At 70.8% G+C, this 23,060-nt stretch carries 17 protein-coding genes; 4 read left to right on the top strand and 13 right to left on the bottom strand.

Annotated elements, in window-relative coordinates; translation table 11 throughout:
- The first annotated feature begins 65 nt into the window (after window positions 1–65).
- Window positions 66–1,499: a glycoside hydrolase family 28 protein gene (locus tag MVG78_RS05340; protein WP_247558884.1), complete on the top strand. Its 1,434-nt coding sequence runs from the start codon at window positions 66–68 to the stop codon at window positions 1,497–1,499.
- A 339-nt stretch (window positions 1,500–1,838) separates the two neighbouring features.
- Here MVG78_RS05340 and MVG78_RS05335 read toward each other — a convergent pair whose 3' ends face one another.
- The 12 genes from MVG78_RS05335 to MVG78_RS05280 form a co-directional block, all read right to left on the bottom strand.
- Window positions 1,839–3,263, bottom strand: coding sequence for a M20 family metallopeptidase (locus MVG78_RS05335; protein ID WP_247558882.1), 1,425 nt, complete (start codon window positions 3,261–3,263; stop codon window positions 1,839–1,841).
- A gap of 106 nt (window positions 3,264–3,369) precedes the next feature.
- Window positions 3,370–3,879, bottom strand: a complete 510-nt coding sequence (locus MVG78_RS05330) for a YqhA family protein (RefSeq protein WP_247558880.1) — start codon at window positions 3,877–3,879, stop codon at window positions 3,370–3,372.
- Window positions 3,880–3,960: 81 nt separating this feature from the next.
- Window positions 3,961–4,803: an ATP-binding cassette domain-containing protein gene (locus tag MVG78_RS05325; RefSeq protein ID WP_247558878.1), complete on the bottom strand. Its 843-nt coding sequence runs from the start codon at window positions 4,801–4,803 to the stop codon at window positions 3,961–3,963.
- The gene (locus MVG78_RS05320) at window positions 4,803–5,831 is read right to left on the bottom strand and encodes an ABC transporter ATP-binding protein (RefSeq protein ID WP_247558876.1); all 1,029 of its coding nucleotides are present in this window, start codon (window positions 5,829–5,831) and stop codon (window positions 4,803–4,805) included. Before MVG78_RS05320 ends, MVG78_RS05325 begins: the two co-directional genes overlap by 1 nt.
- A 380-nt stretch (window positions 5,832–6,211) precedes the next feature.
- Complete coding sequence (locus MVG78_RS05315) at window positions 6,212–7,120, bottom strand: ABC transporter permease (protein WP_247558874.1); 909 nt, start codon at window positions 7,118–7,120, stop codon at window positions 6,212–6,214.
- The gene (locus MVG78_RS05310; protein WP_247558872.1) at window positions 7,117–8,124 is read right to left on the bottom strand and encodes an ABC transporter permease; all 1,008 of its coding nucleotides are present in this window, start codon (window positions 8,122–8,124) and stop codon (window positions 7,117–7,119) included. Before MVG78_RS05310 ends, MVG78_RS05315 begins: the two co-directional genes overlap by 4 nt.
- Before the next feature lie 19 nt (window positions 8,125–8,143).
- Window positions 8,144–9,700: an ABC transporter substrate-binding protein gene (locus MVG78_RS05305; protein WP_247558870.1), complete on the bottom strand. Its 1,557-nt coding sequence runs from the start codon at window positions 9,698–9,700 to the stop codon at window positions 8,144–8,146.
- A gap of 14 nt (window positions 9,701–9,714) precedes the next feature.
- Window positions 9,715–13,545, bottom strand: a complete 3,831-nt coding sequence (locus MVG78_RS05300; protein WP_247558868.1) for a hydantoinase B/oxoprolinase family protein — start codon at window positions 13,543–13,545, stop codon at window positions 9,715–9,717.
- A 32-nt stretch (window positions 13,546–13,577) separates the two neighbouring features.
- Window positions 13,578–14,366 carry an IclR family transcriptional regulator gene (locus tag MVG78_RS05295; RefSeq protein ID WP_247558866.1) on the bottom strand — a complete coding sequence of 263 codons (789 nt, stop codon included), beginning with the start codon at window positions 14,364–14,366 and terminating at the stop codon, window positions 13,578–13,580.
- Between the two features lie 454 nt (window positions 14,367–14,820).
- Complete coding sequence (locus tag MVG78_RS05290) at window positions 14,821–15,732, bottom strand: amidohydrolase family protein (protein WP_247558864.1); 912 nt, start codon at window positions 15,730–15,732, stop codon at window positions 14,821–14,823.
- A gap of 35 nt (window positions 15,733–15,767) precedes the next feature.
- Window positions 15,768–17,057, bottom strand: coding sequence for an MFS transporter (locus MVG78_RS05285; protein ID WP_247558862.1), 1,290 nt, complete (start codon window positions 17,055–17,057; stop codon window positions 15,768–15,770).
- Between the two features lie 479 nt (window positions 17,058–17,536).
- Complete coding sequence (locus MVG78_RS05280) at window positions 17,537–18,793, bottom strand: UbiH/UbiF/VisC/COQ6 family ubiquinone biosynthesis hydroxylase (protein WP_247558860.1); 1,257 nt, start codon at window positions 18,791–18,793, stop codon at window positions 17,537–17,539.
- Between the two features lie 166 nt (window positions 18,794–18,959).
- Here MVG78_RS05280 and MVG78_RS05275 point away from each other — a divergent pair, with 166 nt between their 5' ends.
- The 3 genes from MVG78_RS05275 to hmuQ all read left to right on the top strand — a co-directional run bounded on the left by MVG78_RS05275 (window position 18,960) and on the right by hmuQ (window position 21,206).
- Window positions 18,960–19,298 (top strand): P-II family nitrogen regulator, encoded by a 339-nt coding sequence (locus MVG78_RS05275; protein ID WP_145139878.1) that lies wholly within the window; start codon window positions 18,960–18,962, stop codon window positions 19,296–19,298.
- Between the two features lie 21 nt (window positions 19,299–19,319).
- Window positions 19,320–20,696: an ammonium transporter gene (locus tag MVG78_RS05270; protein ID WP_282615066.1), complete on the top strand. Its 1,377-nt coding sequence runs from the start codon at window positions 19,320–19,322 to the stop codon at window positions 20,694–20,696.
- 189 nt (window positions 20,697–20,885) lie between these two features.
- Entirely contained in the window at window positions 20,886–21,206 is a 321-nt protein-coding gene (hmuQ, locus tag MVG78_RS05265; protein WP_247558858.1) for a heme-degrading protein HmuQ, read from the top strand.
- Between the two features lie 375 nt (window positions 21,207–21,581).
- On the opposite strand, the gene MVG78_RS05260 is transcribed toward hmuQ, so the two are convergent.
- Window positions 21,582–23,024: an MFS transporter gene (locus tag MVG78_RS05260; protein ID WP_247558856.1), complete on the bottom strand. Its 1,443-nt coding sequence runs from the start codon at window positions 23,022–23,024 to the stop codon at window positions 21,582–21,584.
- Window positions 23,025–23,060: the final 36 nt, after the last annotated feature.

The following is a 23,060-nucleotide window of genomic DNA, read 5'->3' as shown; positions in this document are numbered from 1 at the left end:
CGATGTGGTGTTTCCAGGGGATCGGCATCTGATCTAAGCAGGCAGCCTCGCACCGAGGTTGCCCGATGCATCGTCTCGTCCCGTGCTTCCTGACACTCGCCCTCGCCTTTCTGACCGGCACGACCGGGGTGCATGCCCAGGGGGGCATTCAGGGGGGCGTCCAGGGAGGCTCGGCGAGCGCCAATGCCAATCATAGCTGCGACCCGCTGAAGCATGGCGCCCGGGGCGACGGCACCACCGACAATACCGCCGCGATCCAGGCGGCGATCGATGCCTGCTCGGCACGGGGCGGCGGGCGGGTGAGCTTCGGGGACGGGGTGTTCCTGACCGGGCCGATCGCGCTGAAGGACCATGTGACGCTGGAACTGGCCCAGGGCACGCGGCTGCGCGCCGTGCCGCAGGCGGACCGCTTCACCTGGGCCTTCATCGGCCGCCCCTTCCGCCCGCACGAGGCGCTGATCTCCGGGGTGAATGTCAGCGATGTCGGCATCATCGGCGAGGGCACGATCGACGGCCAGGGCGCGGAGCTGTGGTGGCCGGCGGCGGTGGCGGCGCGGGAGGCCATGCGGGCGGGGGCGAAGAGCTGGGGGCCGGGGATGGAGAAGGTGCCGGCCAGCAACGGACTGCCGCGCCCCTGGCTGATCGAGTTCTACAACGCCCGGCGGGTGCTGCTGCGGGGCGTGCATCTGACCAACGCACCGATGTGGACGGTGGCGCTGCGCTATTCCGAGGATGCGGTGATGCGCGATGTCCGCATCACCAACGCGCCGGACTCGCCGAACACGGACGGGATCGACATCGTGTCCTCGCGCAAGGTGTCGCTGTCGAACCTCTCCATCGACACGGGCGACGACGGCATCGCCATCAAGTCCGGCCTGCCGGGCGCCGAGATGCCGAAGCGGGCGGCGCGCAACGTCACCATCAGCAACGTGCGATTCGGCCAGGGGCACGGGCTGGCGATCGGCAGTGAGCTGGCGCATGGCGTGGAGCATGTGCGGATCAACGGTGCCCATTTCACCGGGACGCAGTACGGCATCCGGATCAAGGCCGGGCGGGACCGGGGCGGCGAGGTCGGCGACGTGCTGGTGCGGCATGCGCGGATGACGGATGTGGCGGTGCCGCTGACGATCGACGCCGCCTATCCGGGCGAGGCCCGGGAAGGAGCCCAGGCGTCAGGAGCGGGGGCACCGGCGATGGGGGTGCCCGGCGCCAGGGCGGAGACGCCCGTGCCGGTGACGCCGCTGACGCCGCATATCCATGACGTCACCGTCCAGCACCTCTTCGCCAGCGGCGCGCGGCGGGCGGGGCTGCTGGCCGGGCTGCCGGAGGCACCGCTGCGCGACATCCGGCTGCAGCATGTCAGCATCGCCTCGCGCGGCGAAGGGATGGTGCTGCGCCATGTCGAGGGCAGCTTCAGCGGCGTGAGAATCACCGCCGCCCGGGGGAAGCCGATCGAGGAAGGGCCGAAGACCCAGGTGGCCGTGCTGGAGGCGCCCTGAGGTCGGTTGGGTGTTGCTCCCCGGGGCCGACCCCGGGCTGAGGCTCCGCCTCCCCCGGCCCCCTCCGCTGGGGGGATGGTATCCCCCCAGACCCCGCCTTTCGTTGGCACGGGTGGTGCCGCCAGCCCGCAGGCCGATCCCAGGGAGCAGGTGGATCAGCGGGGCTCCCGAAAGAAAATCACCTTGTCCGCGCTGGTGGCACCGGCCGTCGCCGGAGAGCGAGGCTCTCCGGCGCGATCCGGCGTCAGCAGCAGCCAACTCATCGGGTCCAGGGCCCGCAGGGTCCTGGTGGATGGGGGTTTGGGGGGAAGGCGAAGCCTTGCCCCCAAGAACGCCCGATCAGCCCTTGGCCATATCCAGCGGCGGCGGGATCTCGGCCGGGATGGGGCTTTCGTAGCGCTGGCCTTCGAGGCGGCGGGCAAGATCGGCCTTGGCGCGGGCGATGAGCTCCGGGTTCTCCAGCGCCGCCGTGGCGGTGGCGGCCATCACCTTGGCGGCATGGATCATGCCCTTATGGGCATGCGGGCTCTTTCCCTGGGCGGTGAGCTGCCAGGAGTGGAAGGGCGTGCCGGTGGCGCAGGTGGCGCCATGGGCCTGCACCGTGGGGACGACCCAGGAGACGTCGCCGACATCGGTGGAGCCGACGGCGGGCTTCCGGGGGGCGTCCAGGGGCACGATGGTGTTGCAGAGGTCCATGGACGGATCGAAGGGCAGGCCGGCGCTGCGGAAGGCGGCGCGGATGTCGCCCTGGTCCAGCGTGCCGCGGATGGCAGCGGCGTAGGCGCGGTCGGCCTCATCGAATTCCGGTGGGCCGAGGCGGTCGAACTCGGCCTGCATGGCCTCTTCCAGCGGGCGGTTGCCGACGAGGTTGGAGAAGGCGCTGACGACCTTCACCGCCAGCGTGGTTTCCGTCATCAGCGCGGCGCCCTGGGCGATCTTCTTCACCCGCTCGAACAGCGCGCGCATGCCGGCGACATCGGTGTTGCGGATGGCGTAGCGGACCTTCGCGCGCGGCTGCACCACATTGGGGGCGATGCCGCCGGCGTCGAGGATGGCGTAGTGGACGCGGGCCTCGCTGTTCATGTGCTCGCGCATGTAGTTGACGCCGATGTTCATCAGCTCGACGGCATCGAGGGCGGAGCGGCCCAGCTCCGGCGCGGCGGCGGCGTGCGAGGCACGGCCGGTGAAGGTGAAGTCCACGCGGGTGTTGGCGAGCGCAATGGCGGGCGAGACGCCGGCGAAGGAGTCCGGGTGCCAGGTGATGGCGATGTCGGCATCGTCGAAGAGGCCCGCGCGGACCATGAAGGTCTTGCCGGCGCCGCCTTCCTCGGCGGGGCAGCCATAGTAGCGGACGCGGCCCTGGATGCCGCGCTCGGCCAGCCAGTCCTTCACCGCCGTGGCGGCGAAGAGCGCGCCGGCGCCGAGGAGGTTGTGGCCGCAGCCATGGCCGGCGCCGTTCTGGCCTTCGACGGGCTTCGGCTCGGCGAGGCCGGCCTGTTGCGAGAGGCCCGGCAGGGCGTCGTACTCACCCAGGATGGCGATGACGGGGCCGCCCTCCCCGGCCTCCGCCATGATGGCGGTGGGGATGCCGGCGACGCCGGCCTCGACGCGGAAGCCCTGCTGCTCCAGCGCCTCGATATGGGCAGCGGCGGAACGGTGCTCGGTGTAGAGGGGTTCGGGCGTTTCCCAGACGCGGTCGGCGAGGGCGATCATCTCGTCCCGCTTCGCGTCCACGAGTTGCCAGATGCGCGGGGTGTTGCGCATGTCGGGAGTCTCCTCGGCCGGTTTGTCGTCTTTGGCCTGTCATAGCCGGGCGTGGCGCGCTGTCCAGCCGGGTCAGCGGTTCCGTGCGCGGGGCGGGCCCGGTTTCTCAATCCGGCTCGTGCGGCGCACCATTCCCCTGGTGGCTCGCCGTCAGATGCGAGGAGAGGGAGATCAGCTTCATCGCCGCCGCAAGGAGAAGGACCGCGGTGGGAACGACCAGCAGGGACCAGTTGCTGGTATCCTCGGCCTCCGCGACCTCGATCGCGACATGCACGACCAGGTAGAGGATGACGAGCTGGAAGAGCAGGTTCTTCAGCTCCGAGACGGTATCGACGATCATCCAGGCGGGCAGCTTGCGCCGCACCTCGGCCGAGAGATCCAGCACGAAGCAGAAGGTGATCGCATAGGCGAAGATCATCAGCGCGATGCTGAAGAGGAACTTGTCCGCCGCGCCGAGGACGGTCGGGATGACGAAGATTTCCATGCCCTGGCGGAAGGCCGAGAACGCCCGCCAGAGTCGCAGCACGGCATCCCAGAGCACGAGCAGGGCGCCCGCGAAGACGCCCACCGATGCGAGGACCAGGATATACCGTAGTTTCAGAAGGATATCGATCATTCCGCCACAACTCCACAGCCACGGCCAGCATACACGCTGCCCGGCGGATGCTCCCTGGTTAACGGGGCAGGCCCGGGGCGATCAAGCCGGTGACGGGGCCGTGGCGTGGAAGGGGGAGCGGTCCGGGTCGGGCTCCGGCATGGCGGCGAGGAGCATGCGGGCATAATCGCTGGCGGGGCTGCGGAAGACGGATTCGGTGTCGCCCTCCTCCACGAGCTGGCCGCGATAGATCAGCGCCACGCGGTCGCAGATGTAGCGGATCACGCCCAGGTCGTGGCTGATGAAGAAATAGGTGAGGCCGAGCTGGGCCTGGAGCTCGTGCAGCAGGTTCAGCACCTGGGCCTGCACGGAGACGTCGAGGGCGGAGGTGGGCTCGTCCAGGATCAGGAAATCGGGCTTCGTGGCCAGTGCGCGGGCGATGCCGATGCGCTGGCGCTGGCCGCCCGAGAATTCGTGCGGGAAGCGCGAGAGGTGCTGGGTGCCGAGGCCGACGCGTTGCAGCAGTTCCGCCGCGCGGTCGAGGCGGCCGCGCGCGTCGAGGCCCATGCGGTCGCGGTGGATCTCCATCGGCTCGCACAGGATGTCGCGCACGCTCATGCGCGGGTTCAGCGAGGCGTAGGGGTCCTGGAAGACGATCTGCACGCGGGCGCGCAGGCGGCGCAGCTCGGCGGGCTTCAGCGTGGCGAGATCGGTGCCGTCGAAGAGGATGCGGCCGGCGGAGACCTCCTCCAGCCGCAGGATGCAGCGGGTGAGCGTGGTCTTGCCGGAGCCGGATTCACCGACCAGGCCGAAGCTCTCGCCCCGGCGGACGGAAAGGGAGACGTCCCGCAGCGCACGGACCTCGGCGGCGGGGATGCCGAGCAGGCCGGAGAGGCCCTTGCGGGCGCCGCCATAGGTCTTGGTGACATGCTCGATGCGGAGCATCAGGCGGCCTCCTTCCGCGCCCGGGCGGCAACGAGGCAGGCGGCCTCGTGATGCGGGCCGAAGCCTTCCATCGGCGGCAGGGCGGCATCGCAGGCGGGCTCGGCCCAGGGGCAGCGGGTGGCGAAGCGGCAGCCCGGCGGCGGGGCGATCAGGTTCGGGACCGTGCCGGCGAGGCCCTGGAGCTCGCCACGCTTCGTGCCGGCGGTGGGGACGGCGGCCATCAGCGCGCGGGTATAGGGGTGGACGGGGTGCTTCAGCACCTCCCTCACCGGCCCGGCCTCCGCGACATTGCCGGCGTACATCACCGCGACATGGGTGCAGAGCTGCGCCACCACGCCGAGATTGTGGGTGATGAACAGCACGCCGAGGCGGTGCTCACGCACGAGGTCGTGGATCAGCCGCAGGATCTGCGCCTGCACGGAAACGTCGAGCGCCGTGGTGGGCTCGTCGGCGATCAGCAGGTCGGGGCGGCCCACCAGCGCCATGGCGATCAGCACGCGCTGGCGCATGCCGCCGGAGAACTGGTGCGGATAGTCCCCGAGGCGCGCGGCGGCGTCGGGGATGCCCACCTCCTCCAGCGCCTCCACCGCGCGGCGTTGCGCGGCCTGGCGCATGGCGCGGCGCGAGGCGCCGGGGACGAGGCCCAGCAGCCCCGGGTCGGCGCGGCCGGCATGGAGCGCGACATCGGTGATCTGCTCGCCGATGGTGAAGACGGGGTTCAGGTTCGTGGTCGGGTCCTGGAAGATCATGCCGATGCGGCGGCCGCGCAGGGCGCGCATCTCCTCCTCGCTGGCCCGGAGGAGGTCCCTCCCCTCGAAGCGGATCTCCCCCCGGATGTAGCGGGCCGGGGGCGAGGGCACGAGGCGCGAGACCGACAGGCCGGTCAGCGACTTGCCGCAGCCCGTCTCCCCCACGATGCCCCAGATCTCGCCGCGCTCGACGGTGAGGTGGATGCCGTTCAGCACATGCGCCTCGCCCTCGAAGGAGCGCATCGCCAGGTGCAGGTCGCGGATTTCCAGTAGCGCCATGGTTCAGCTCATCCCTGCCGGCCTTGGGGAAGGCTCTGCCGGCCTTCGGCGCCGAAGCAGTGCTTCGGCCCCCAAACCCCATCCGCCAGGACCCTGGAGGTCTCCCCGGGGGTCCTGGACCTCCCATTCGCTGGCTCTCGGCGGCGACCGGATCGCGCCGGAAAGACATGCTCTCCGGCGTCTGCCGGTGCCGCCAGCGCGGCCAGGGTGTTGTTTTCCCTTCCGGATTCCCGCCGGTCCACCGGCCCCCCAGGGATCAGCCCGCAGGCTGACGGCCACCATCCGAGCCAACTCTTGGGGTCCAGGGCCCGAAGAGTCCTGGCGGAGAGGGGACCGGGGAGAGGCGGAGCCTCGCCCCGGGATGCGGCAGGCCGGACCATCTAGCGGCGGGCCTTCGGGTCCAGCACGTCACGCAACCCATCGCCGAGGAGGTTGAAGCCGAAGACGGCGAGGAAGATGGCGAGGCCGGGGAAGATCGCCGTCCACCAGTAGTCGGGCATGTTGCCGCGGGCGACGGAGAGGAGGGAGCCCCATTCCGGCGTGGGCGGCTTCACGCCGATGCCGATGAAGCCGAGCGAGGCGACGGTGAGGATGGCGAAGCCCATGTCGAGCGACATCTTCACGATAATGGGGCTCATGATGTTGGGCAGGATGTGGCGGAAGAGCAGGCGGCCGGTGCCGGCGCCGACGGCGCGGGCGGCGATGACGAACTGCTCCTCCTTCTTCGCGATGACCTCGCCGCGCACGAGGCGGGCATAGCCGGGCCACCAGGACAGGGTGATGGCGAGGACCATGTTCAGCAGCCCGGGGCCGAGGGCGGCGGCGACGGCCATGGCGAGGATGAGGCCGGGCACGGTGAGCATCAGGTCGGAGAGGCGCATCAGCACCTCGTCCACCCAGCCGCCGAGGAAGCCCGCCAGGGCGCCGGCCAGGATGCCCACGGCGCTGCCGAGGATCACCACGGCGAGGCCGGAGAGGAGGGAGATGCGGGTGCCGGCGACGGTGAGGGAGAGCACGTCCTGCCCGACCTCGTTGGTGCCGAACCAGTGCGCGGCGGAGGGCGGGATGAAGCGGGAGGCGGTGTCCACCATCCCGGCGACGTGCTGCGGATAAGGGATGATGGCGGGGCCGATCGTGGCGAGGAGGAGGAGCACCGCGACGATGGCGAGGCCGAGGATCGAGACCCAGGAACTGCGGAAGCGATAGAAGCCGCGGCGCCAGCGGTCGGAACGGGCGGCGGTGGCGGCTCCGGCCCCAGCGGGTGTCAGGCTGGCGGTGACGTCGCTCATCCGAGGCGGACCCTTGGGTTCAGCAGGCCGTAGAGCAGGTCCACGACCAGGTTCACGGTGATGAAGAGCGCGCCGATGCAGAGGGTGACGCCGATGATCGGCATGAAGTCCTGGCTCAGCACGGCCTGGGTGGCGTAGAGGCCGATGCCCGGCCAGTCGAAGACGGTTTCCACCAGCACCGTGCCGCCGAGCAGCCAGCCGAAATACAGGCCGATGACGGTGAGGGTGGCGGAGATGGCGTTCTTCAGCACGTATTTGAACAGGATCTGCCGGCCCGGCAGGCCGAGGGCGCGCTCGGTGGTGACATAGTCCTGGCCCAGCACCTCGATGGTCGAGGCGCGCATCATGCGCATGATGGTGGCGAGCGGCGAAAGGCTCATCGCGATGGCGGGGAGCGCCAGGTATTGCAGGGCGATACCGAAGGCGTGGAGGTCGCCGCTGGCCAGCGCGTCGATGGTGAGGAAGCCGGTGATGGTGGGCGGCGGGTCCTCGGTCAGCGGGAAGCGGCCGGACAGGGGTAGCCAGCCGAGCCACATGGCGAAGGCGAGCTGGAAGACCAGCCCCAGGAAGAAGCGCGGCATGGAGATGGCGCCGAGCGAGACGGTGCGGGACAGGAAGTCGGGCCAGCGGTTGCGGTACACCGCCGCGAGCAGGCCGGCGGGGATGCCGAGGCCGACGGCCAGGATCATCGCCGCCAGGACGAGTTCCAGCGTGGCGGGGAGATAGACGGCGAGGTCCTCCGCCACCGGGCGGCGGGTGAAGAGGGAGACGCCCCAGTCGCCGCGCAGCAGGCCGGTGGCGTAGTCCCAGTACTGGACGACGAAGGGGCGGTCGAGGCCGAACTCCTTCGCCACCGAGGCGATGTCGGCGGCGGTGGCGTTCGGCCCGGCGGCGAGGCGGACGGGATCGCCCGGCAGCAGGCGTGCGATGCAGAAGACCAGGATGGACAGCCCCACCAGCACCGGCACCAGCAGGAGGATGCGCCTGAGGATGTAGCGGATCATGAAGGGACTGTCCCGTGCGTCAGAGCGAGAGCGGAAAGAGCTCGGGCGCGTTGGAGGCGACAGGGGTGAAGCTGTAGCCCTTCACCGTGTCGCGCATCGCGAGCTTGCGCTTCTCCAGCACGCCGAAGATGTCGCAGGCATCCTCCATCACCGCCTGCTGGAACTGCGCGTAGAGGGCGTCGCGCTTCGCCGGGTCCTGCTCGGCGCGGGCCTGCTCGATCAGCGCATCGACCTTCGGGTTGTTGTAGACGGGGTTCTGCCAGTTGCCGTTCCGCGAGGAGTGGAAGCCCGCATAGGCGAGGTTGTCCGGATCGCCGTAATTGGCGGTCTGGTAGACGGGAAAGAAATCCGCCAGCGTCTCGGGCGAGCGGCAGGAGGCCACGAGGTCCGGCCAGGTGGCGGTGCGGATCTCCAGCTCGATGCCCAGCGGGCGCAGGCTGTCGAGCAGGATGAGCGACCAGCGGCGCTGCTGCTCCAGCCCCGCGACATGGGTGACGGTGAGCCTGATGCCCCCGTTCGGCGAGGACGACTTCGCCAGGAAGCCCTTCGCCTTCTCCAGGTCCGTGCGCCAGGGCTGGAGCGTCCTGTCGAAGCCCTGGATCGTGGGGGGCAGCGGGCCGGTCATCAGGTCGGCGTAGCCGGCCACGTCGAGCATCGCCTGGTAGTTGAAGGCGCAGCTCACCGCGCGGCGGAGATTGGCGTCCGCCAGCGGGCCGTGGCGGGTGTTCATCTTGATCTGGAAGGTGCGGTACTCGGGCTCGATCACCAGGACGACGCCGGGGCGGCCCTTGAGCGTGTCCATGTCCTCGGAGGTGAGATCAAGGGCGACCTGCGCCTCGCCGCGCTGGACCATCAGGCGCTGCGTCGCGGTTTCGCGCGTGATCTTCCAGATGGCGCCGGTGAGGTTGCCGCCCTCCTTGCGCCAGCCCCCGGCCACGCGCTCCAGCTCGTAGAGGTTGCCGGCCTCGGCGCGGCGGACGGCGAAGGGGCCGGAGCCGGCGATGTTGGAGCGCAGCCAGGTCTGGCCGTCATCCGCGCCCTTGTTGGCCTCGACCTGCTTGGGGTTCACGACCCAGATCCAGGGCAGGACGCTGAGGAAGGGCACGAAGGGCGTGGCGAGGCGGAAGCGGACGGTGCGGTCGTCCACCGCCTCGACGCCGCCGGGCACGACGATGTTCTGGATCATCCAGACATTGCCCCGGTTGAGGCGCAGGATGCGCTCGAAGGAATAGCGCACCGCCTCCGCCGTCACCGGCGTGCCGTCGTGGAACTTCGCGGCGGGGTCCAGGTGGAAGGTATAGGTCCTGCCGTCCCCGGAGATGTCCCAGCTCCGGGCGAGGCGCGGCTCGGGCTTCGGCGGGCTGCCGGCGACGCCGACCAGGCTGTCATAGACGTTGCGCAGCAGCCAGGAGGAGGAATAGCCCGTCGCCACATGCGGGTCGAAGTTCGGGATGTCCTGGTTGCTGGAGAGCACCAGGATGCGGCGGCCCTGCGCCGAGGCCGGGCGGAGCAGCGACAGGCCGGGCAGGGCGGCGCCGGCGGCCAGGAGGGCGCGGCGCGTGGGGGTGATGCTCATGCTGTTCCGTTCCTTCAGGCCGTGACCGTGGTCTTGACGGTGCCGTAGTCGCGCGCGGCGCCCTCCGGCGTGACCATGCCCAGACGCATATCCCGTGCCAGCGACGCCGGGTCGCGCTTCGCCGGGTCGCCATAGCCGGAGCCGCCGTTGACGGTGACCTCCACGACCTCGTGCGGGCTGTTCACCTCGACCATCTCGCCGGGGCCGCAATCATGCAGCTCCCGCCCGTCGAGGTCGATGACGCGGCCGCGCGCGCCCGTGCCCGGCCGGCCGCCGAAGAGGCCGTCGATGTGGTTGGTGACGCCCTCCGGATAGACGGAGACCAGGGTGGTGCGGCCGTCGTCGGTGAGCTTGCGCAGCCGCACGCGCTGGCCGAGGCCGCCGCGGAACTGGCCGGCGCCGCCCGTGTCGGGGACATAGGTCTTCTCCACCACCAGCACCGGGGCGCGACTCTCGAAGAGTTCGATCGAGGTGTTGGAGGCCGAGGTCGGCCAGAGCAGGCCGGACTTGCCGTCCCCCTGAGCCGAGGCGCCCTGGCCACCGCCGACGAAGAGGTGGTCGGAATAGAGGTTGCCCTCGGCATCCTGGCCATAGACGTTGGTGGCGACCGGCAGGCCGGTATTGGCCTGCACCAGCCTCGGCGCCGCCTCGGAGAGCGCGCGGAAGATGTTCGGGGCGAGGTACCAGCCGGTGCGGGTGCGCATGTTCACCGCCGCCGGGCGGCGCGGGTTCAGGATCGAGCCCTCCGGCGCCTCCACGTTGAAGGGACGGTAGCAGCCGGCATTGCCGCGGACATTCGGCGTCAGCATGCACTTGAGCGGATAGGTCGCGTGCGCCGCTGTGTAGTTCAGCGTGGAGTTCAGCCCGCCCTGCGGGAGCTGCGGCGGGGCGCCGTCGAAGTCGAGGTTGATGGTGTCGCCCGCGACCGTCAGCCTGAGCGGATAGCGCAGTTCCTTGCCCAGCGGGTTGTTGCGGATCTCGGCATGGTAGTCGCCATCCGGCAGGGCGGCGATGGCGTCGCGCATCGCCTTCTCGGAACGGCCCTGCACCACCGCCGCCAGGGCACGCAGGTCGCTCATGCCATAGTCGCGCATGAAGGAAAGCAGGCGCTCGCCGCCCAGGGCATTGGCGGCGATGAAGGAGTGCAGGTCGCCCAGCACCTGGTCCGGGTTGCGGACATTCTCGCGGAACAGGGTGAAGAAGGTCTCGTTCGGCACGCCCGCGTCGAAGGGCTTCATCGGCGGGATCTGGAAGCCCTCCTCGAAGATCTCTCTCGCGCGCAGGGAATCCTTCGTGCCGCCGATGTCGGAGACATGGCCCACCGTGCCCATCAGCCCGACGACCTTGCCCTCCCGGAAGACGGGGGTGACGATGGCGATGTCGAACAGGTGCCCGGCGCAGAGCCAGGGGTCGTTGGTGATCAGCACGTCGCCCGGCTTCAGCGTCTCCGCCGGATACTTCTCCAGCAGCGCCTTCACCGCGCGCGGCAGGGTCAGGTTGAAGACCGGCATGGCGCGCGGGGAATGCGCCAGGGTCTCGCCCTCCGGGTCCAGCAGCTCGCAGGCGAAGTCCTGGCTTTCGGAGATGATGAGGGAGAAGGCGGTGCGGACCACCGTCAGCCACATCTCCTCCACCACGTTCACGAGGCGGGACCACATGATCTCCAGCGCGATCGGGTCGGCCTCGATGCGTGCCATGGCCTCGGCCAGCGGCATCTCCGCCGTCACCAGCTCGCCCGCCATGGCGGGGGCGGCGATGGCGATGCGCAGGTTCAGCGTGTCGTCCACCCGCACCGTGTCGCCGGGCGGGACGATGGTGGTGGCCTCGCGCTCCTCGATGATGGCGGGGCCGGGGATGCGGTCGCCGCTGGCCAGCGCATAGCGGTCGTAGACCTTGGCCTCCTGCCAGCCGCCCTCGAACCAGGCGCGGCGCGTGCCCTTCACAGCCTTGGCGGTGTCGCCGCCACCCACCGCGCCGGTGAGGGACAGCTTCGGCTCCGGACCGACACAGCGGAGGCGGAAGTTGATCGCCTCCATCCGAGCGCCCTCATAGACCGAGGTGTAGCGGGCGGCGTAGATGCGGGTGAAGCGGGCGCGGATCTCGCCCAGGCTGTCCGTGCCGATCTCGCCGGCGGGCAGTTCCACGGCGATGTCGTGCATCTGGCCGACCAGGCGCATGTCGGCGGAACGCTCGACGCGGATGCCTTCCGGCGCGACGCCTGCTTCCACGAGGCGCGCGCGGCCCTCGGCCTCCAGCTCCGCCAGCAGGGCGTTCAGCCGGGCGGCGTCGAAGCCCGCCGAGAATTCCAGCGGCAGGGAGCGCACCAGTTCGAAGGAGAGCGGGGCGGCGAGGAAGCCCAGCGCCGAGGCGGCGCCGGAGGCGGGCGGGATGATCACCTCCCGCACGCCGAGCGCGCGGGCCACGTCGGCGGCATGGGCCGGGCCGGCGCCGCCGAATCCGACCATGGCATAGGCGCGCGGGTCCTTGCCCTTCTCCACCAGATGGACGCGGGCGGCGGCGGCCATGCTTTCCACCACGACCTTGTGGATGCCCCAGGCGGCCTCCATCACGCCAAGACCCAGCGGCGCCGCCACGCTTTCCACGGCGCGTTCCGCCGCCGGCTTGTCCAGCGCCATGCGGCCGCCGAGGAAGAAGCCCGGATCGTAGTAGCCGAGGACGAGGTTGGCATCCGTCACGGTCGGCTTCGTGCCGCCCATGCCGTAGCAGGCCGGGCCGGGGTCGGAGCCGGCGGAATGCGGGCCGACCTTCAGCAGCCCGACCTCGTCGATGCCGGCGATGGAGCCGCCGCCGGCGCCGATCTCGATCATGTCGATCACGGGCGCCTTGATCGGCAGGCCGGAGCCCTTGCTGAAGCGGTGGACGCGCCCCGCCTCCAGCATCGGGGCGATCTCGACGCGCCCGTTCTCGACCATGCAGGCCTTGGCGGTGGTGCCGCCCATGTCGAAGGAGATGACGTCCTTCTTGCCCGCCAGCTCGCCGAACAGCGCCGTGGCGAGGCCGCCGCCGGCCGGGCCGGATTCCAGCAGGCGGATCGGGAAGGCGCGCGCCGTGGCGGGGGAGACGAGGCCGCCCGCCGAGTGCATCAGGCGCAGCGCGCCGGTGAAGCCACGCGCCGCCAATTCGCGTTCGAGCCGCTTCAGGTAGCGGTCCATCAGCGGCTGGACATAGGCATTGGCGCAGGTGGTGACGCAGCGCTGGTACTCCCACATCTCCGCCACGACCTCGGCGGACAGGGAGACGGCGAGCTCGGGGAATTCCTCGCGCGCGATGCGGCCGACGGCCTGCTCGTGCGCCGGGTTGCGGTAGGCATGCAGGAAGCAGACGCCCACCGCCTCGACACCCGCGTCGAGCAGGCTGCGGAAGGCGGTGCGGACGGCCTCCTCGTCCAGCACCTCGACCACGCGGCCGTCGCGGTCCAGGCGCTCGGCGACCTCCAGCCGCAGGTCGCGCGGCACCAGCGGCTCGGGGAAGCCGAGGAACAGGTCATAGATGTCGTAGCGCTGCTCCGTGCCCATCTCCAGCACGTCGCGGAAGCCCTTGGTGGTGATCAGGCCGAGCTTCGCGCCCTTGCGTTCGATGACGGCGTTGGTGACCAGCGTGGTGCCGTGGATGATCTCGCCGACCTCGGCCAGCGTGATGCCGCCCATGGCCACCAGTTCCTCCAGCCCGATCAGCGCGGCCTCGGAGGGGTCGTGCGGCGTGGTCAGGCGCTTGTGCAGCCGCACCGTGCCTTCCGCCGCGTCATAGAGGATGAAGTCGGTGAAGGTGCCACCGATGTCGAAGCCGATGCGCCAGCGGTTCAGGGAGGGGACGGGGTTTGCCATGGGCTCGTGCTCTCGGTGGTCTTGCCGGTGAATCAGGCGACGTCGCGCGCGGGCGACGGGGGAGGCGGCGTGGCGGTGCCGGGATCGCCCAGCAGCGCCGCGATGGCGCGGGCCTCGCGCAGCATGGCCGCCAGGATGTCGCCGCGCTCCGCCTCGGTGACGATGGCGGAGGGATAGACGATGCAGAGGCTGACTTCCTCCCCGCTGGCCGGGTCCCCCAGGGCGGTGGCGAGGGAGTCGATGCCGGGATTGGCCTCGTGATGCGCGATCTCGTAGCCACGCTCGCGGATGTGGGCGAGGCGCTGGAGGAGTTCCTCCATGTCGCGCGGGGAGTTCGGCGAGGGCGGTTGCAGCGGTTCGGGGAAGAGGGCGCGGACGGCGTCATCCTCCAGCCGTGCCAGCAGCGAGCGCCCCGTGGCGGTGGCGGCCGCGGAAAGACGCTCGCCGATCGGGGTGCCGACGCGCAGGAGCTGCGAGCCCTCGTGATAGGTGAGGCCCATCACGTCGCGCCCGTCGCGGATGCTGACATAGCCCGTATGGCCGCAGTCGCGGGAGATGCGCGAGACCGCCGCATGCGCCTGGCTGAGCAGCGGCGAGCCGCGCCGGTAGGTGTGCCCCATCTCGAACATCAGCAGGCCGGCGCGGTAGCGGCGCGTGCCCGGCACCTGCTCCAGGAACCCGGCCTCCCGCATCGCGCGCAGCAGCCGTGAGGCATTGCTCTTCGGCATGCCGAGCAGGCCCGTCACCTCGGTCAGGCTGAGTTCGAGGCGGTGCGCCGAGAAGCAGCGCAGCACATCGGCGGCGTTGGAGAGGATGCTCATGAAGTTCCGTTTTCTGGAACCGTGGTTGCGTTATCCGGGAATGCTAGTTTTTGCTGCGCCGCGTGAGCAAGTGGCGTTCTGGGCCCGCCCCGCAAAAACTGTCAGGTGACGTGGTGGAGGATGGCGCCTTTTCCGGCAGGGCGGTGAAATTCTGTGCAGGGCTGGGTGGGTTGGCGTTGGTGGCGCCCCCAGGGGAAAGGCGGAGCCTTTCTCCCGGCCCTGGTTCGCTGGCGCTCGCGGACGCCGGATCGCACCGGAGAGCCATGCCCTCCGGCGACCATGGGTGCCGCCAAGGCGGACAGGGTGTCTTCCTGTTCCCAGGGATCAGGCCACGGGCTGACCTGGCCAACCAGCGCTAACGACAGGCGGGGTCTGGGTGGATACCATCCCCCCAACGGTAGGGGTTCCGGGGGCAGGCGGAGCCTCCCCCGGGGCCAGCCAGGGGAGAGCCGCCTCAGCCCGTGGCGGTGCGGCGCCTGTCCAGGGCGTAGACCTCTTCCGCCGTGCGGTGGAAGAGCCAGGCCTGATCCTCGGCGGGCAGGGTGGCGACGATGCGCTTGAAGCCGGTGAAGATGGTGCCGAAGCTGGCGCAGAGCCCGTCCACCGGGAAATTGCTGGCGAACATGGCGCGGCGCGGGCCGAAAATGGCGATGGTCTCGCGCACGACCCAGCCATTCTCCTCGACGGTCCAGGCATGGCCGGGCCGGCCGAGGCCGGAGATCTTCACGACGGCATTCGGATGCGCGGCGAAGCGGGCCATGGCGGCGTGCCATCCGGCGAGGGCATCGGGGCTGCGGTCGGAGGGCAGGCCGGTGTGGTTGAGGATGATGCGGGTGCGGGGGAAGTCGCGGGCCAGGCGTTCGGCCTCGTGCAGGTTCCACCAGGGGGTCTGCAGGTCGAAATGCAGGCCGTGGCGTTCGAGCGCGGCATAGCCGCGGCGCCACGGCTCGTCCGACATCAGCGTGCGCTCCCCATCGCGGGCGGCCTGGGGCGTGGCGGGGCCGCCGGGCTTGTGGCGGACGCTGCGGACCAGCGGAAAGGCGGCCTGGGCGGCGAGGACGGCCTCCGCATCCGGGTGGTGCAGCCAGGCCTGGGCGACCATGGCATTGGGCAGGTCGTAGCCCGCCGCGAGGCCGCTGACGAAGCGGGTCTCGCCGATCGGATCGGCGGGGTCCCACTCGGCCTCCATATAGACCGTGCCGCGGATGTCATGGCCCGCCGCATCGGCCCAGTAGTCGGGCGGGAGGTAGGGACGCATCAGCGGCGTGGTGTCACCGTAGCGGAAGTTCGGCAGCTTCCCTTCCGGCGTCAGCCAGGGATAGCGGCCGTTGCGCGGGTCCCAGACATGGTGGTGGGCATCCACCATAGGACCGTTCCAGAGCGGGGCGTCGTGTTCCCGTGTCACCGCGCGGTCTCCCGCCCCGCGAGGGGCACCAGCAGCGTGCCGAGGATGTAGAGCGCGGCGCAGCCGGCGAAGAAGTGCAGCACCACCGTGTAGGAGCCGGTCGCCTGGAGGATCATGCCGGCGATGATGGGGATGGCGATGCCGCCCAGGCTGCCGGCGAAGTTCATCATGCCGCCGACCAGCCCGACCTTGTCGGCGGGGGCGAGCAGGGCCGGGAAGCTCCAGTAGAGGCTGCCGAAGCAGAGCAGGAAGACGGTGCCGGACAGCAGCGCGACGGCGGCGACGGGGTCGGCGATGGTGGGCAGCAGCAGGAAGGCGGCGAGCACGCCGAGGCCGGACAGGCAGAGCATGGCCTTCAGCACGAGGCTGCGGGGCAGGCCGCGCCGTTGCAGCGCGTCGGCGCCGAAGCCGGCGGTGAGCGAGCCGAGGAAGCCGCAGACGAAGATCACCGCCATGGCGCCGCCGAGCTGCTTCAGGTCGAAGCCGCGGGCCTGGGCGAGATAGCTGGGGCCCCAGGTGATCAGGCCGAAATTCATCATGGCCCAGCCGCAGCGGCCGAGCATGACCGGAGCCACGGCGCGGGGCGCGAGCGGCGTGCCGGCGGGCACGGCCTGGGCCATGCCGGGGACGGGGGTGCGGATATGGGCGAGTTCCGCCTCGTTCACGCCGGGATGCTGCGCCGGGTCGTCGCGCAGGTAGCGCCAGGCGATGAGGCCGGCGCCGATGGTGACGAGGCCGGCCACGGCGAAGGCGAGGCGCCAGGAATCCAGCGTGTAGATCAGCCAGGCGATGACGCCGCCGCCGAGCCCGGCGCCGAGATAGGAGCCGCTGTCCATCAGCACGGCGCCACGCCCGCGTTCGCGTGGGGAGAGCCAGAGGGCGTTCAGCTTGCCGCCGGAGGGGAAGAGCGGGGCCTCGGCGGCGCCGAGGCCAAGGCGGGTGACGAGGAGGGAGAGGCCGCCGGTGGCGAAGGCGGCCAGGGTCTGGAAGGCGCCCCAGGCCAGGGTGGAGATGGTGACGACGCGGCTGGGTCCCATGCGGTCGATCAGGTAGCCGCCAGGGACCTGGAGCAGCGCGTAGGTCCAGAAGAAGGAGCTGAGGATGAGCCCCTGCATGGTGGGAGACAGGCCGAGCTCATGCGCGATGGTCGGCATGCCCACCGAAAGGGTGGTGCGGTCGGCGAGGTTGATCACCGTCAGCAGGGCGATCACGCCGAAGATGCGCCAGCGGACGCCCGTCCTGCCCGCCACGGCAACCCCTATCGCCGGTGACTGCGTGGTGCTCATCCGGTTTTCCTCCACGTTCCGTATAACTGAATACAGAATTCTTCGTGCAGCAAGCGGAAACACGTGCGAGTTGCCTGGGAGAAAGGCTTCGAGGTCCCTGCCCGCCCCGCGTCGTGGTGGCGTTGCGCCGTCCCCGGGGGCAAGGCTCCGCCTTTCCCCCCGCCCCCCATCCGCCAGGAACCTGAGGTTCCTGGACCTCCCATTCGTTGGTTCCCGCTGAGGCCGGATCGCGCCGGAGAGCATGGCTCTCCGGCGACTGCGGGTGCCATCAGCGCGGACACGGTGTTTGTATTTCTTCGGGAGCCCCTCTGATCCACCTGCTTCCAGGGACAGCCCGCAGGCCCACGCCACCACAGGCGCCCACGAAAGCCCGGGGTCCGGGGACCGGCTCCGGTCCCCGGCGGTGAGGGGGTCCGGGCGGAGAGGCAAAGCCTCTTCCCCGGGGGTGGCTACCTGGCGCAACGGCCAGGGGGAGGCAATCAGGGAGCGGTCAGGCCGCGGCCTTCGAGCAGGCCGGAGAGCGGGCCGCCGGAGAAACCCATGGCGCGGCGGGCGAAGAAGCGCTTGAGCGGCGGCAGGCGGTCCACCGCCGCGATGCCCAGGCGGCGGGCGAGGCGCAGCGGCGGCAGGTCGTTGCCGAAGAGGCGTTCCAGCGCGTGGGTGGCGCCGAGCATCAACAGGGCATCCGGGCGGCGGGCGGCCTGGTAGCGGGCCAGGGCCTCGGGGGCACCGGGGTCCTGTCCCGCGCGGCAGGCCTCGATCGCGCATTCGGCCAGGGCGGCGACGTCGCGGAAGCCGAGGTTGAGCCCCTGCCCGGCGATCGGATGGATGCCATGGGCGGCATCGCCCACCAGAGCGAGGCGCGTGTCCACGAAACGGGCAGCCTGCATGGCGGTCAGGGGATAGGACCAGCGGCGGCCGATGACGCGCACCGCGCCGAGATGGCTGCCCAGGCGGCGAAGGATCTCGCGTGACAGGGCCGCGTCGTCCATCGCCATGAAGCGCGCGGCCAGGGGCGCGCGATCGGACCAGACGATGGCGGAGGCGTGGGGGTGCTCCGGCGTGCCGGCGAGCGGGAGCTGGGCGAAGGGGCCGTTGGGCAGGAACTGTTCCAGCGCGAGATGGTCGTGCGGGCGCTCATGCGCGATGGCGAAGACCATCCCGGTCTGGCGGTAGTCGAGCCCGGCGGTGCCGATGCCGGCGGCGCGGCGCAGCGGGCTGCGGCGGCCCTCGGCGCCGACCACGAGGCGGGCGGCGATCTCCGTGCCATCGGCCAGGGTGACCAGGGCGGCCTCCGCGGTGCGGGTGACGCGCGGCCGGGCCGGGGCGAAGACATGCAGGCGCGGCAGGTGCGGCAGGGCGGCGTTCAGGGCGACGCGGAGGGAGCGGGCCTCCACCATCCAGCCGAAGGCGGGTTCGCCCAGCTCGGCGGCGTCGAAATGCAGGTCGAGCGGCGAGGCGGGCTCGCCCGGGCGGCCGTCGGCCACGCGGATGCGGGTGATCGGACAGGGCTCGTCGGGCAGGCGCGCCCAGATGCCCGCGGCCTCCAGCAGGTTGCGGGAGGAGGCGGCGATGGCATAGGCACGGCCATCGAATTCGGGCCGCTCCATCGGCGGCAGGGGGGCGGTGTCCACCACCGCGACCTCCAGCCCCGCCGCCGCCAGGGTGGCGGCCAGGGTCGCCCCCACCGGGCCCGCGCCCATCACGCAGACCTCGACCTCGATCCGTTCCGTCATGCCTGCCATCCTGCCGCATTGCACAGGTTTTGGGCAGGGGGTGGCGGGGCTTTCCTGCCCTTCCGGAGCATCAGCCGCACGGAATGCGTGCAGACTGCCCATTCCCCGGCGTGGCACGCGCTTCGCATCTCGTGTGCCGAGAAGGATCGAAGGGGGCTCCGGCCGAATGAAGCTGGTCATGGCGATCATCAAGCCCTTCAAGCTGGATGAGGTGCGGGAGGCGCTCACGCCCCTGGGCATCCAGGGGCTGACGGTGACGGAAGTGAAGGGTTTTGGCCGGCAGAAGGGCCAGACCGAGATCTACCGGGGTGCCGAGTACCATGTGAGCTTCCTGCCGAAGCTCAAGATCGAGGTCGCCGTCGCCACCGACATGGTGGACGCGGTGGTGGAGGCCATCGCCACCACGGCCCGCACGGGCAAGATCGGTGACGGAAAGATTTTCGTGTTGGATGTGGAACGGGTCATGCGGATTCGCACCGGCGAGACCGACGACGCCGCGCTCTGAGGGGGAATGATGAGCGAGTTGATGAAGACGCGGGCCCGCCGCGCGGCGGGCTGCGCCTTGGCGGCCCTGCCTGTGCTGATGCTGGCGCTGCCCGTGCTGGCACAGACCACGCCGGCCGCGCCCGAGGCGGTGCCGGCGGCGCCGTCCACGCCCGATACCGGCGACACGGCCTGGATGCTCACCAGCACGGCGCTCGTGCTGATGATGACCATCCCGGGCCTGGCACTGTTCTATGCCGGCATGGTGCGCAAGAAGAACGTGCTGGCCACCATGATGCAGTCCTTCTCGATCGCGGCGCTCGCCACGATCGTGTGGATGGTGGTGGGGTATTCGATCGCCTTCGGTGAGGGCAACGCCTATGTGGGCGACCTGTCCAAGCTGCTGCTGAACGGCGTGGCGGAGAACTGGAACGCGCCCTTCACCCTGGGCTCGGGCGACGGGGCGGTGGCCTTCACCATTCCCGAGACGGTCTTCCTGACCTTCCAGATGACCTTCGCGATCATCACGCCCGCGCTGATCAGCGGCGCCTATGCGGACCGCATGAAGTTCTCGGCGATGGTGGTCTTCACCATCCTGTGGCTGCTGGTGGTCTATTGCCCGATCGCGCACTGGGTCTGGCACCCGAATGGCTGGATCTTCGCGCTCGGCGCGCTGGACTTCGCGGGCGGCACGGTGGTGCACATCAACGCGGGCGTGGCGGGCCTCGTCTGCGCCGTGGTGCTGGGCAAGCGCGTGGGCCTCGGCCACGATAACATGTCGCCCTTCAACCTGGGCCTGGCGGTGATCGGCGCCTCGCTGCTCTGGGTGGGCTGGTTCGGCTTCAACGCGGGCTCGGCGGGTGCCGCGGGCGGGCGCGCGGGCATGGCCATGCTGGTGACGCAGGTCGCCGCGGCGGCCGCGACGCTGTCCTGGCTGTTCGTGGAATGGGCGGTGAAGGGCAAGCCTTCCGTGCTCGGCGCCATTTCCGGCGCGGTGGCCGGGCTGGTCGCCATCACCCCGGCGGCGGGCTTCGTGCTGCCGGTGCCGGCGCTGGTGATCGGCGTGGTCGCGGGGCTGACCGGCTTCTGGGGCGCGACCGCGCTCAAGCACTGGTGCGGCTATGACGACAGCCTCGATGCCTTCGGCGTGCACGGGCTCTGCGGCATCGTCGGCGCGCTGCTGACGGGCTTCTTCGCCTATGGCCCGCTCTCCGCCACCCCGGCGGCGCCGGACGGCACCGCGGGCTCGATGGCGCAGTTCATGATCCAGCTCTACGCGGTGCTCTCGACCTTCATCTACACCGGGGTCGTGACCTGGATCCTGCTCAAGATCATCGACGTGGTGATCGGGCTGCGCGTGACCACCGAGGAGGAGCGCGAGGGCCTCGACATCGTGCTTCATGGCGAGCGGGTGGAGTAAGGCGGAGCCCCCATCGATGGGGGCGACAGAGGGGGCGCCGGCGGGAATTCCTCCCCGCCGGCGCCCTTCGCTTTTGTGGATACCCCCTCGTACCGCCGCGTTTGTGCTTCCGGGGCAGGCGGGGCAACCTGCGCGCCGCCCAGCCGCCTTCCCGCCGGGAGGGCGGGGCAAGCCCAGAGGATGCCGCCCATGTTCGTCGCCATGAACCGCTTCAAGGTCGCGCCCGGCTCGGAGGCCGCTTTCGAGGAGGTGTGGAAGTCCCGCGATTCCCGCCTGCGCGAGGTGCCGGGCTTCGTGGAGTTTCACCTGCTGCGCGGCCCGGCGACGGAGGAGCATGTCCTCTACGCCTCGCACACGATCTGGCGCTCGCGGGAGGATTTCGAGAACTGGACCCGCTCGGAACAGTTCCGTGCCGCGCATCGCGATGCCGGACAGACCAACACGCGCTCCCTCTATCTCGGCCCGCCGCAGTTCGAGGGCTTCGAGTCCGTGCAGGAGATCAGGGCCTAGCGCCCGGGCCGCGCTTCCCGGGCGTGGCTCCTGGTGGCCACCCCGGGGGAGGCGCCGCCTCCCCCGGCCCCCTCCGCCGGGGACCGGAGCCGGTCCCCGGACCCCGGGCTTTCGTGGGCGCTGGTAGTGGGCGTCACCCTGACACCTGATCCCTGAGAGCAGGTGGGTCAGCGGGGCTCCCGAAAAGAAAAAGGACACCGTGTCCGCGCTGATGGCACCCACAGTCGCCGGAGAGCATGGCTCTCCGGCGTGATCCTGCGTCAGCGAGCACCAACGAATGGGAGGTCCAGGAACCTCAGGTTCCTGGCGGATAGGGGGTCCGGGGGAAAGGCAGCGCCTTTCCCCCGGGACAGAGCGACGGCCGCCGGCACCTCGTCAGCCGCGCCGGACGGTGCCGGGCAGCATGCGGAGGCTGCTGACGATGGCGGCCAGGATGGCGGCGGTGGCGCCGAGGCCCAGGGCGACGACCGGCCCGTGGTCGCCGAAGCGGGCCAGGACCAGGGCCACGCAGGCGGCGCCGATGGTCTGGCCGAGCAGGCGCGCGGTGGAGAGCATGCCGCCCGCGCCGCCGGCCCGCTCGCGCGGCGCGGAGCCGATCATGGCGCGGTTGTTGGGCGACTGGAACAGGCCGAAGCCCGCCCCGGCCAGGGCCATGCGCCAGGCGATGTCGGCGGCGGAGGGGTCGGCCGGCAGCAGCGCCAGGGCGGCGAGGCCCGCGGCGAAGGCGGCGAGGCCCAGGGCACCGAGCAGGCCGGGATTGTGCCGGTCCGCCAGCCGGCCGGCGATGGGGGCCAGGACGGCGGTGGCGAGGGGCCAGGGCGTCATCATCAGCCCGGTCTGCACAGCGGTGAAGCCGAGCTGTGTCTGCAGCAGGAAGGGCAGGCTGGCGAAGGCCAGCATCTGCGCCAGGAAGGAGCAGACGGAGGTTCCGACCGAGAGGGCGAAGAGGGGGATGCGCATCAGGTCCACCGGCAGCAGCGGCGCCGTCATGCTAAGCTGGCGCAGCACCAGCCCGACCCCGGCGCCGATGGCGGCGAGGAGGAAGAGGCCGGAGAGGCCCAGCCCGTCGCCATGGGCGACGCCGTCGAGGGCCATGATGAACAGGCCGAAGGTGATGGCGCAGAGCAGGGCGCTGGCCGTGTCGAAGCGGCGCTTCGAGAGGGGCGAGTGCGGCAGGCTGCGCCAGCCGATGGCCAGCGCCACGATGCCGATGGGTACGTTGACGGCGAAGAGCCAGGGCCAGTTGGCGACGGCCAGGATGGCGCTGGCGACGGTGGGGCCGATGGCGGAGGAGACGGCGACCACCAGGGCGTTGATGCCGATGCCGCGGCCAAGCTGGCTGTGCGGATAGGTGAAGCGGATCAGCGCGGCGTTGACGGCCATGACGCCGGAGGCGCCGAGCCCCTGCACGACCCGCCACAGCGTCAGCGTCGTCAGCGTGTCGGACAGGGCGCAGGCGGCGGAGGCGGCGGTGAAGACGGCGAGGCCGCAAAGATAGATGCGGCGGTAGCCCAGGATCTCGCCCAGCGAGGCGAGCGGCAGCAGCGAGATGGTGATGACGAGCTGATAGGCGTTGACCACCCAGATCGAGGCGGAGGGGGCGACGCCGAGCTCCTCCGACAGGGTGGGCAGGGCGACATTGGCGATGGCACCGTCCAGCACGGCCATGGTGATGGCCAGCGCGATGGCCACGACCGACCAGAGGCGGCGGGGCATGGGCAGGCCATCGGGATGCAGATCGGCGGCGGGGGCTGAGGCCAGGGCCGAAGCCGGGGCTGGGGCGGGGCGGGAGGAAGCGGGATACTCGGATTGGTTCATGCGGGTTCCGTGACTCCATCCCCTGCGGTGGCCGGC

Origin of the sequence: Roseomonas gilardii subsp. gilardii, assembly GCF_023078375.1 — a bacterium.
In the GTDB taxonomy this organism is placed as follows: domain Bacteria; phylum Pseudomonadota; class Alphaproteobacteria; order Acetobacterales; family Acetobacteraceae; genus Roseomonas; species Roseomonas gilardii.
This window is presented reverse-complemented; position numbering and strand designations above follow the sequence as displayed.

What these genes read in the sequence shown, in the direction of transcription:
- MVG78_RS05340 (WP_247558884.1), top strand. Translation starts at nt 66, where the DNA reads ATGCATCGTCTCGTCCCGTGCTTCCTGACACTCGCCCTCGCCTTTCTG.
- MVG78_RS05335 (WP_247558882.1), bottom strand. Translation starts at nt 3,263, where the DNA reads ATGCGCAACACCCCGCGCATCTGGCAACTCGTGGACGCGAAGCGGGAC.
- MVG78_RS05330 (WP_247558880.1), bottom strand. Translation starts at nt 3,879, where the DNA reads ATGATCGATATCCTTCTGAAACTACGGTATATCCTGGTCCTCGCATCG.
- MVG78_RS05325 (WP_247558878.1), bottom strand. Translation starts at nt 4,803, where the DNA reads ATGCTCCGCATCGAGCATGTCACCAAGACCTATGGCGGCGCCCGCAAG.
- MVG78_RS05320 (WP_247558876.1), bottom strand. Translation starts at nt 5,831, where the DNA reads ATGGCGCTACTGGAAATCCGCGACCTGCACCTGGCGATGCGCTCCTTC.
- MVG78_RS05315 (WP_247558874.1), bottom strand. Translation starts at nt 7,120, where the DNA reads ATGAGCGACGTCACCGCCAGCCTGACACCCGCTGGGGCCGGAGCCGCC.
- MVG78_RS05310 (WP_247558872.1), bottom strand. Translation starts at nt 8,124, where the DNA reads ATGATCCGCTACATCCTCAGGCGCATCCTCCTGCTGGTGCCGGTGCTG.
- MVG78_RS05305 (WP_247558870.1), bottom strand. Translation starts at nt 9,700, where the DNA reads ATGAGCATCACCCCCACGCGCCGCGCCCTCCTGGCCGCCGGCGCCGCC.
- MVG78_RS05300 (WP_247558868.1), bottom strand. Translation starts at nt 13,545, where the DNA reads ATGGCAAACCCCGTCCCCTCCCTGAACCGCTGGCGCATCGGCTTCGAC.
- MVG78_RS05295 (WP_247558866.1), bottom strand. Translation starts at nt 14,366, where the DNA reads ATGAGCATCCTCTCCAACGCCGCCGATGTGCTGCGCTGCTTCTCGGCG.
- MVG78_RS05290 (WP_247558864.1), bottom strand. Translation starts at nt 15,732, where the DNA reads ATGGTGGATGCCCACCACCATGTCTGGGACCCGCGCAACGGCCGCTAT.
- MVG78_RS05285 (WP_247558862.1), bottom strand. Translation starts at nt 17,057, where the DNA reads ATGAGCACCACGCAGTCACCGGCGATAGGGGTTGCCGTGGCGGGCAGG.
- MVG78_RS05280 (WP_247558860.1), bottom strand. Translation starts at nt 18,793, where the DNA reads ATGACGGAACGGATCGAGGTCGAGGTCTGCGTGATGGGCGCGGGCCCG.
- MVG78_RS05275 (WP_145139878.1), top strand. Translation starts at nt 18,960, where the DNA reads ATGAAGCTGGTCATGGCGATCATCAAGCCCTTCAAGCTGGATGAGGTG.
- MVG78_RS05270 (WP_282615066.1), top strand. Translation starts at nt 19,320, where the DNA reads ATGAAGACGCGGGCCCGCCGCGCGGCGGGCTGCGCCTTGGCGGCCCTG.
- hmuQ (WP_247558858.1), top strand. Translation starts at nt 20,886, where the DNA reads ATGTTCGTCGCCATGAACCGCTTCAAGGTCGCGCCCGGCTCGGAGGCC.
- MVG78_RS05260 (WP_247558856.1), bottom strand. Translation starts at nt 23,024, where the DNA reads ATGAACCAATCCGAGTATCCCGCTTCCTCCCGCCCCGCCCCAGCCCCG.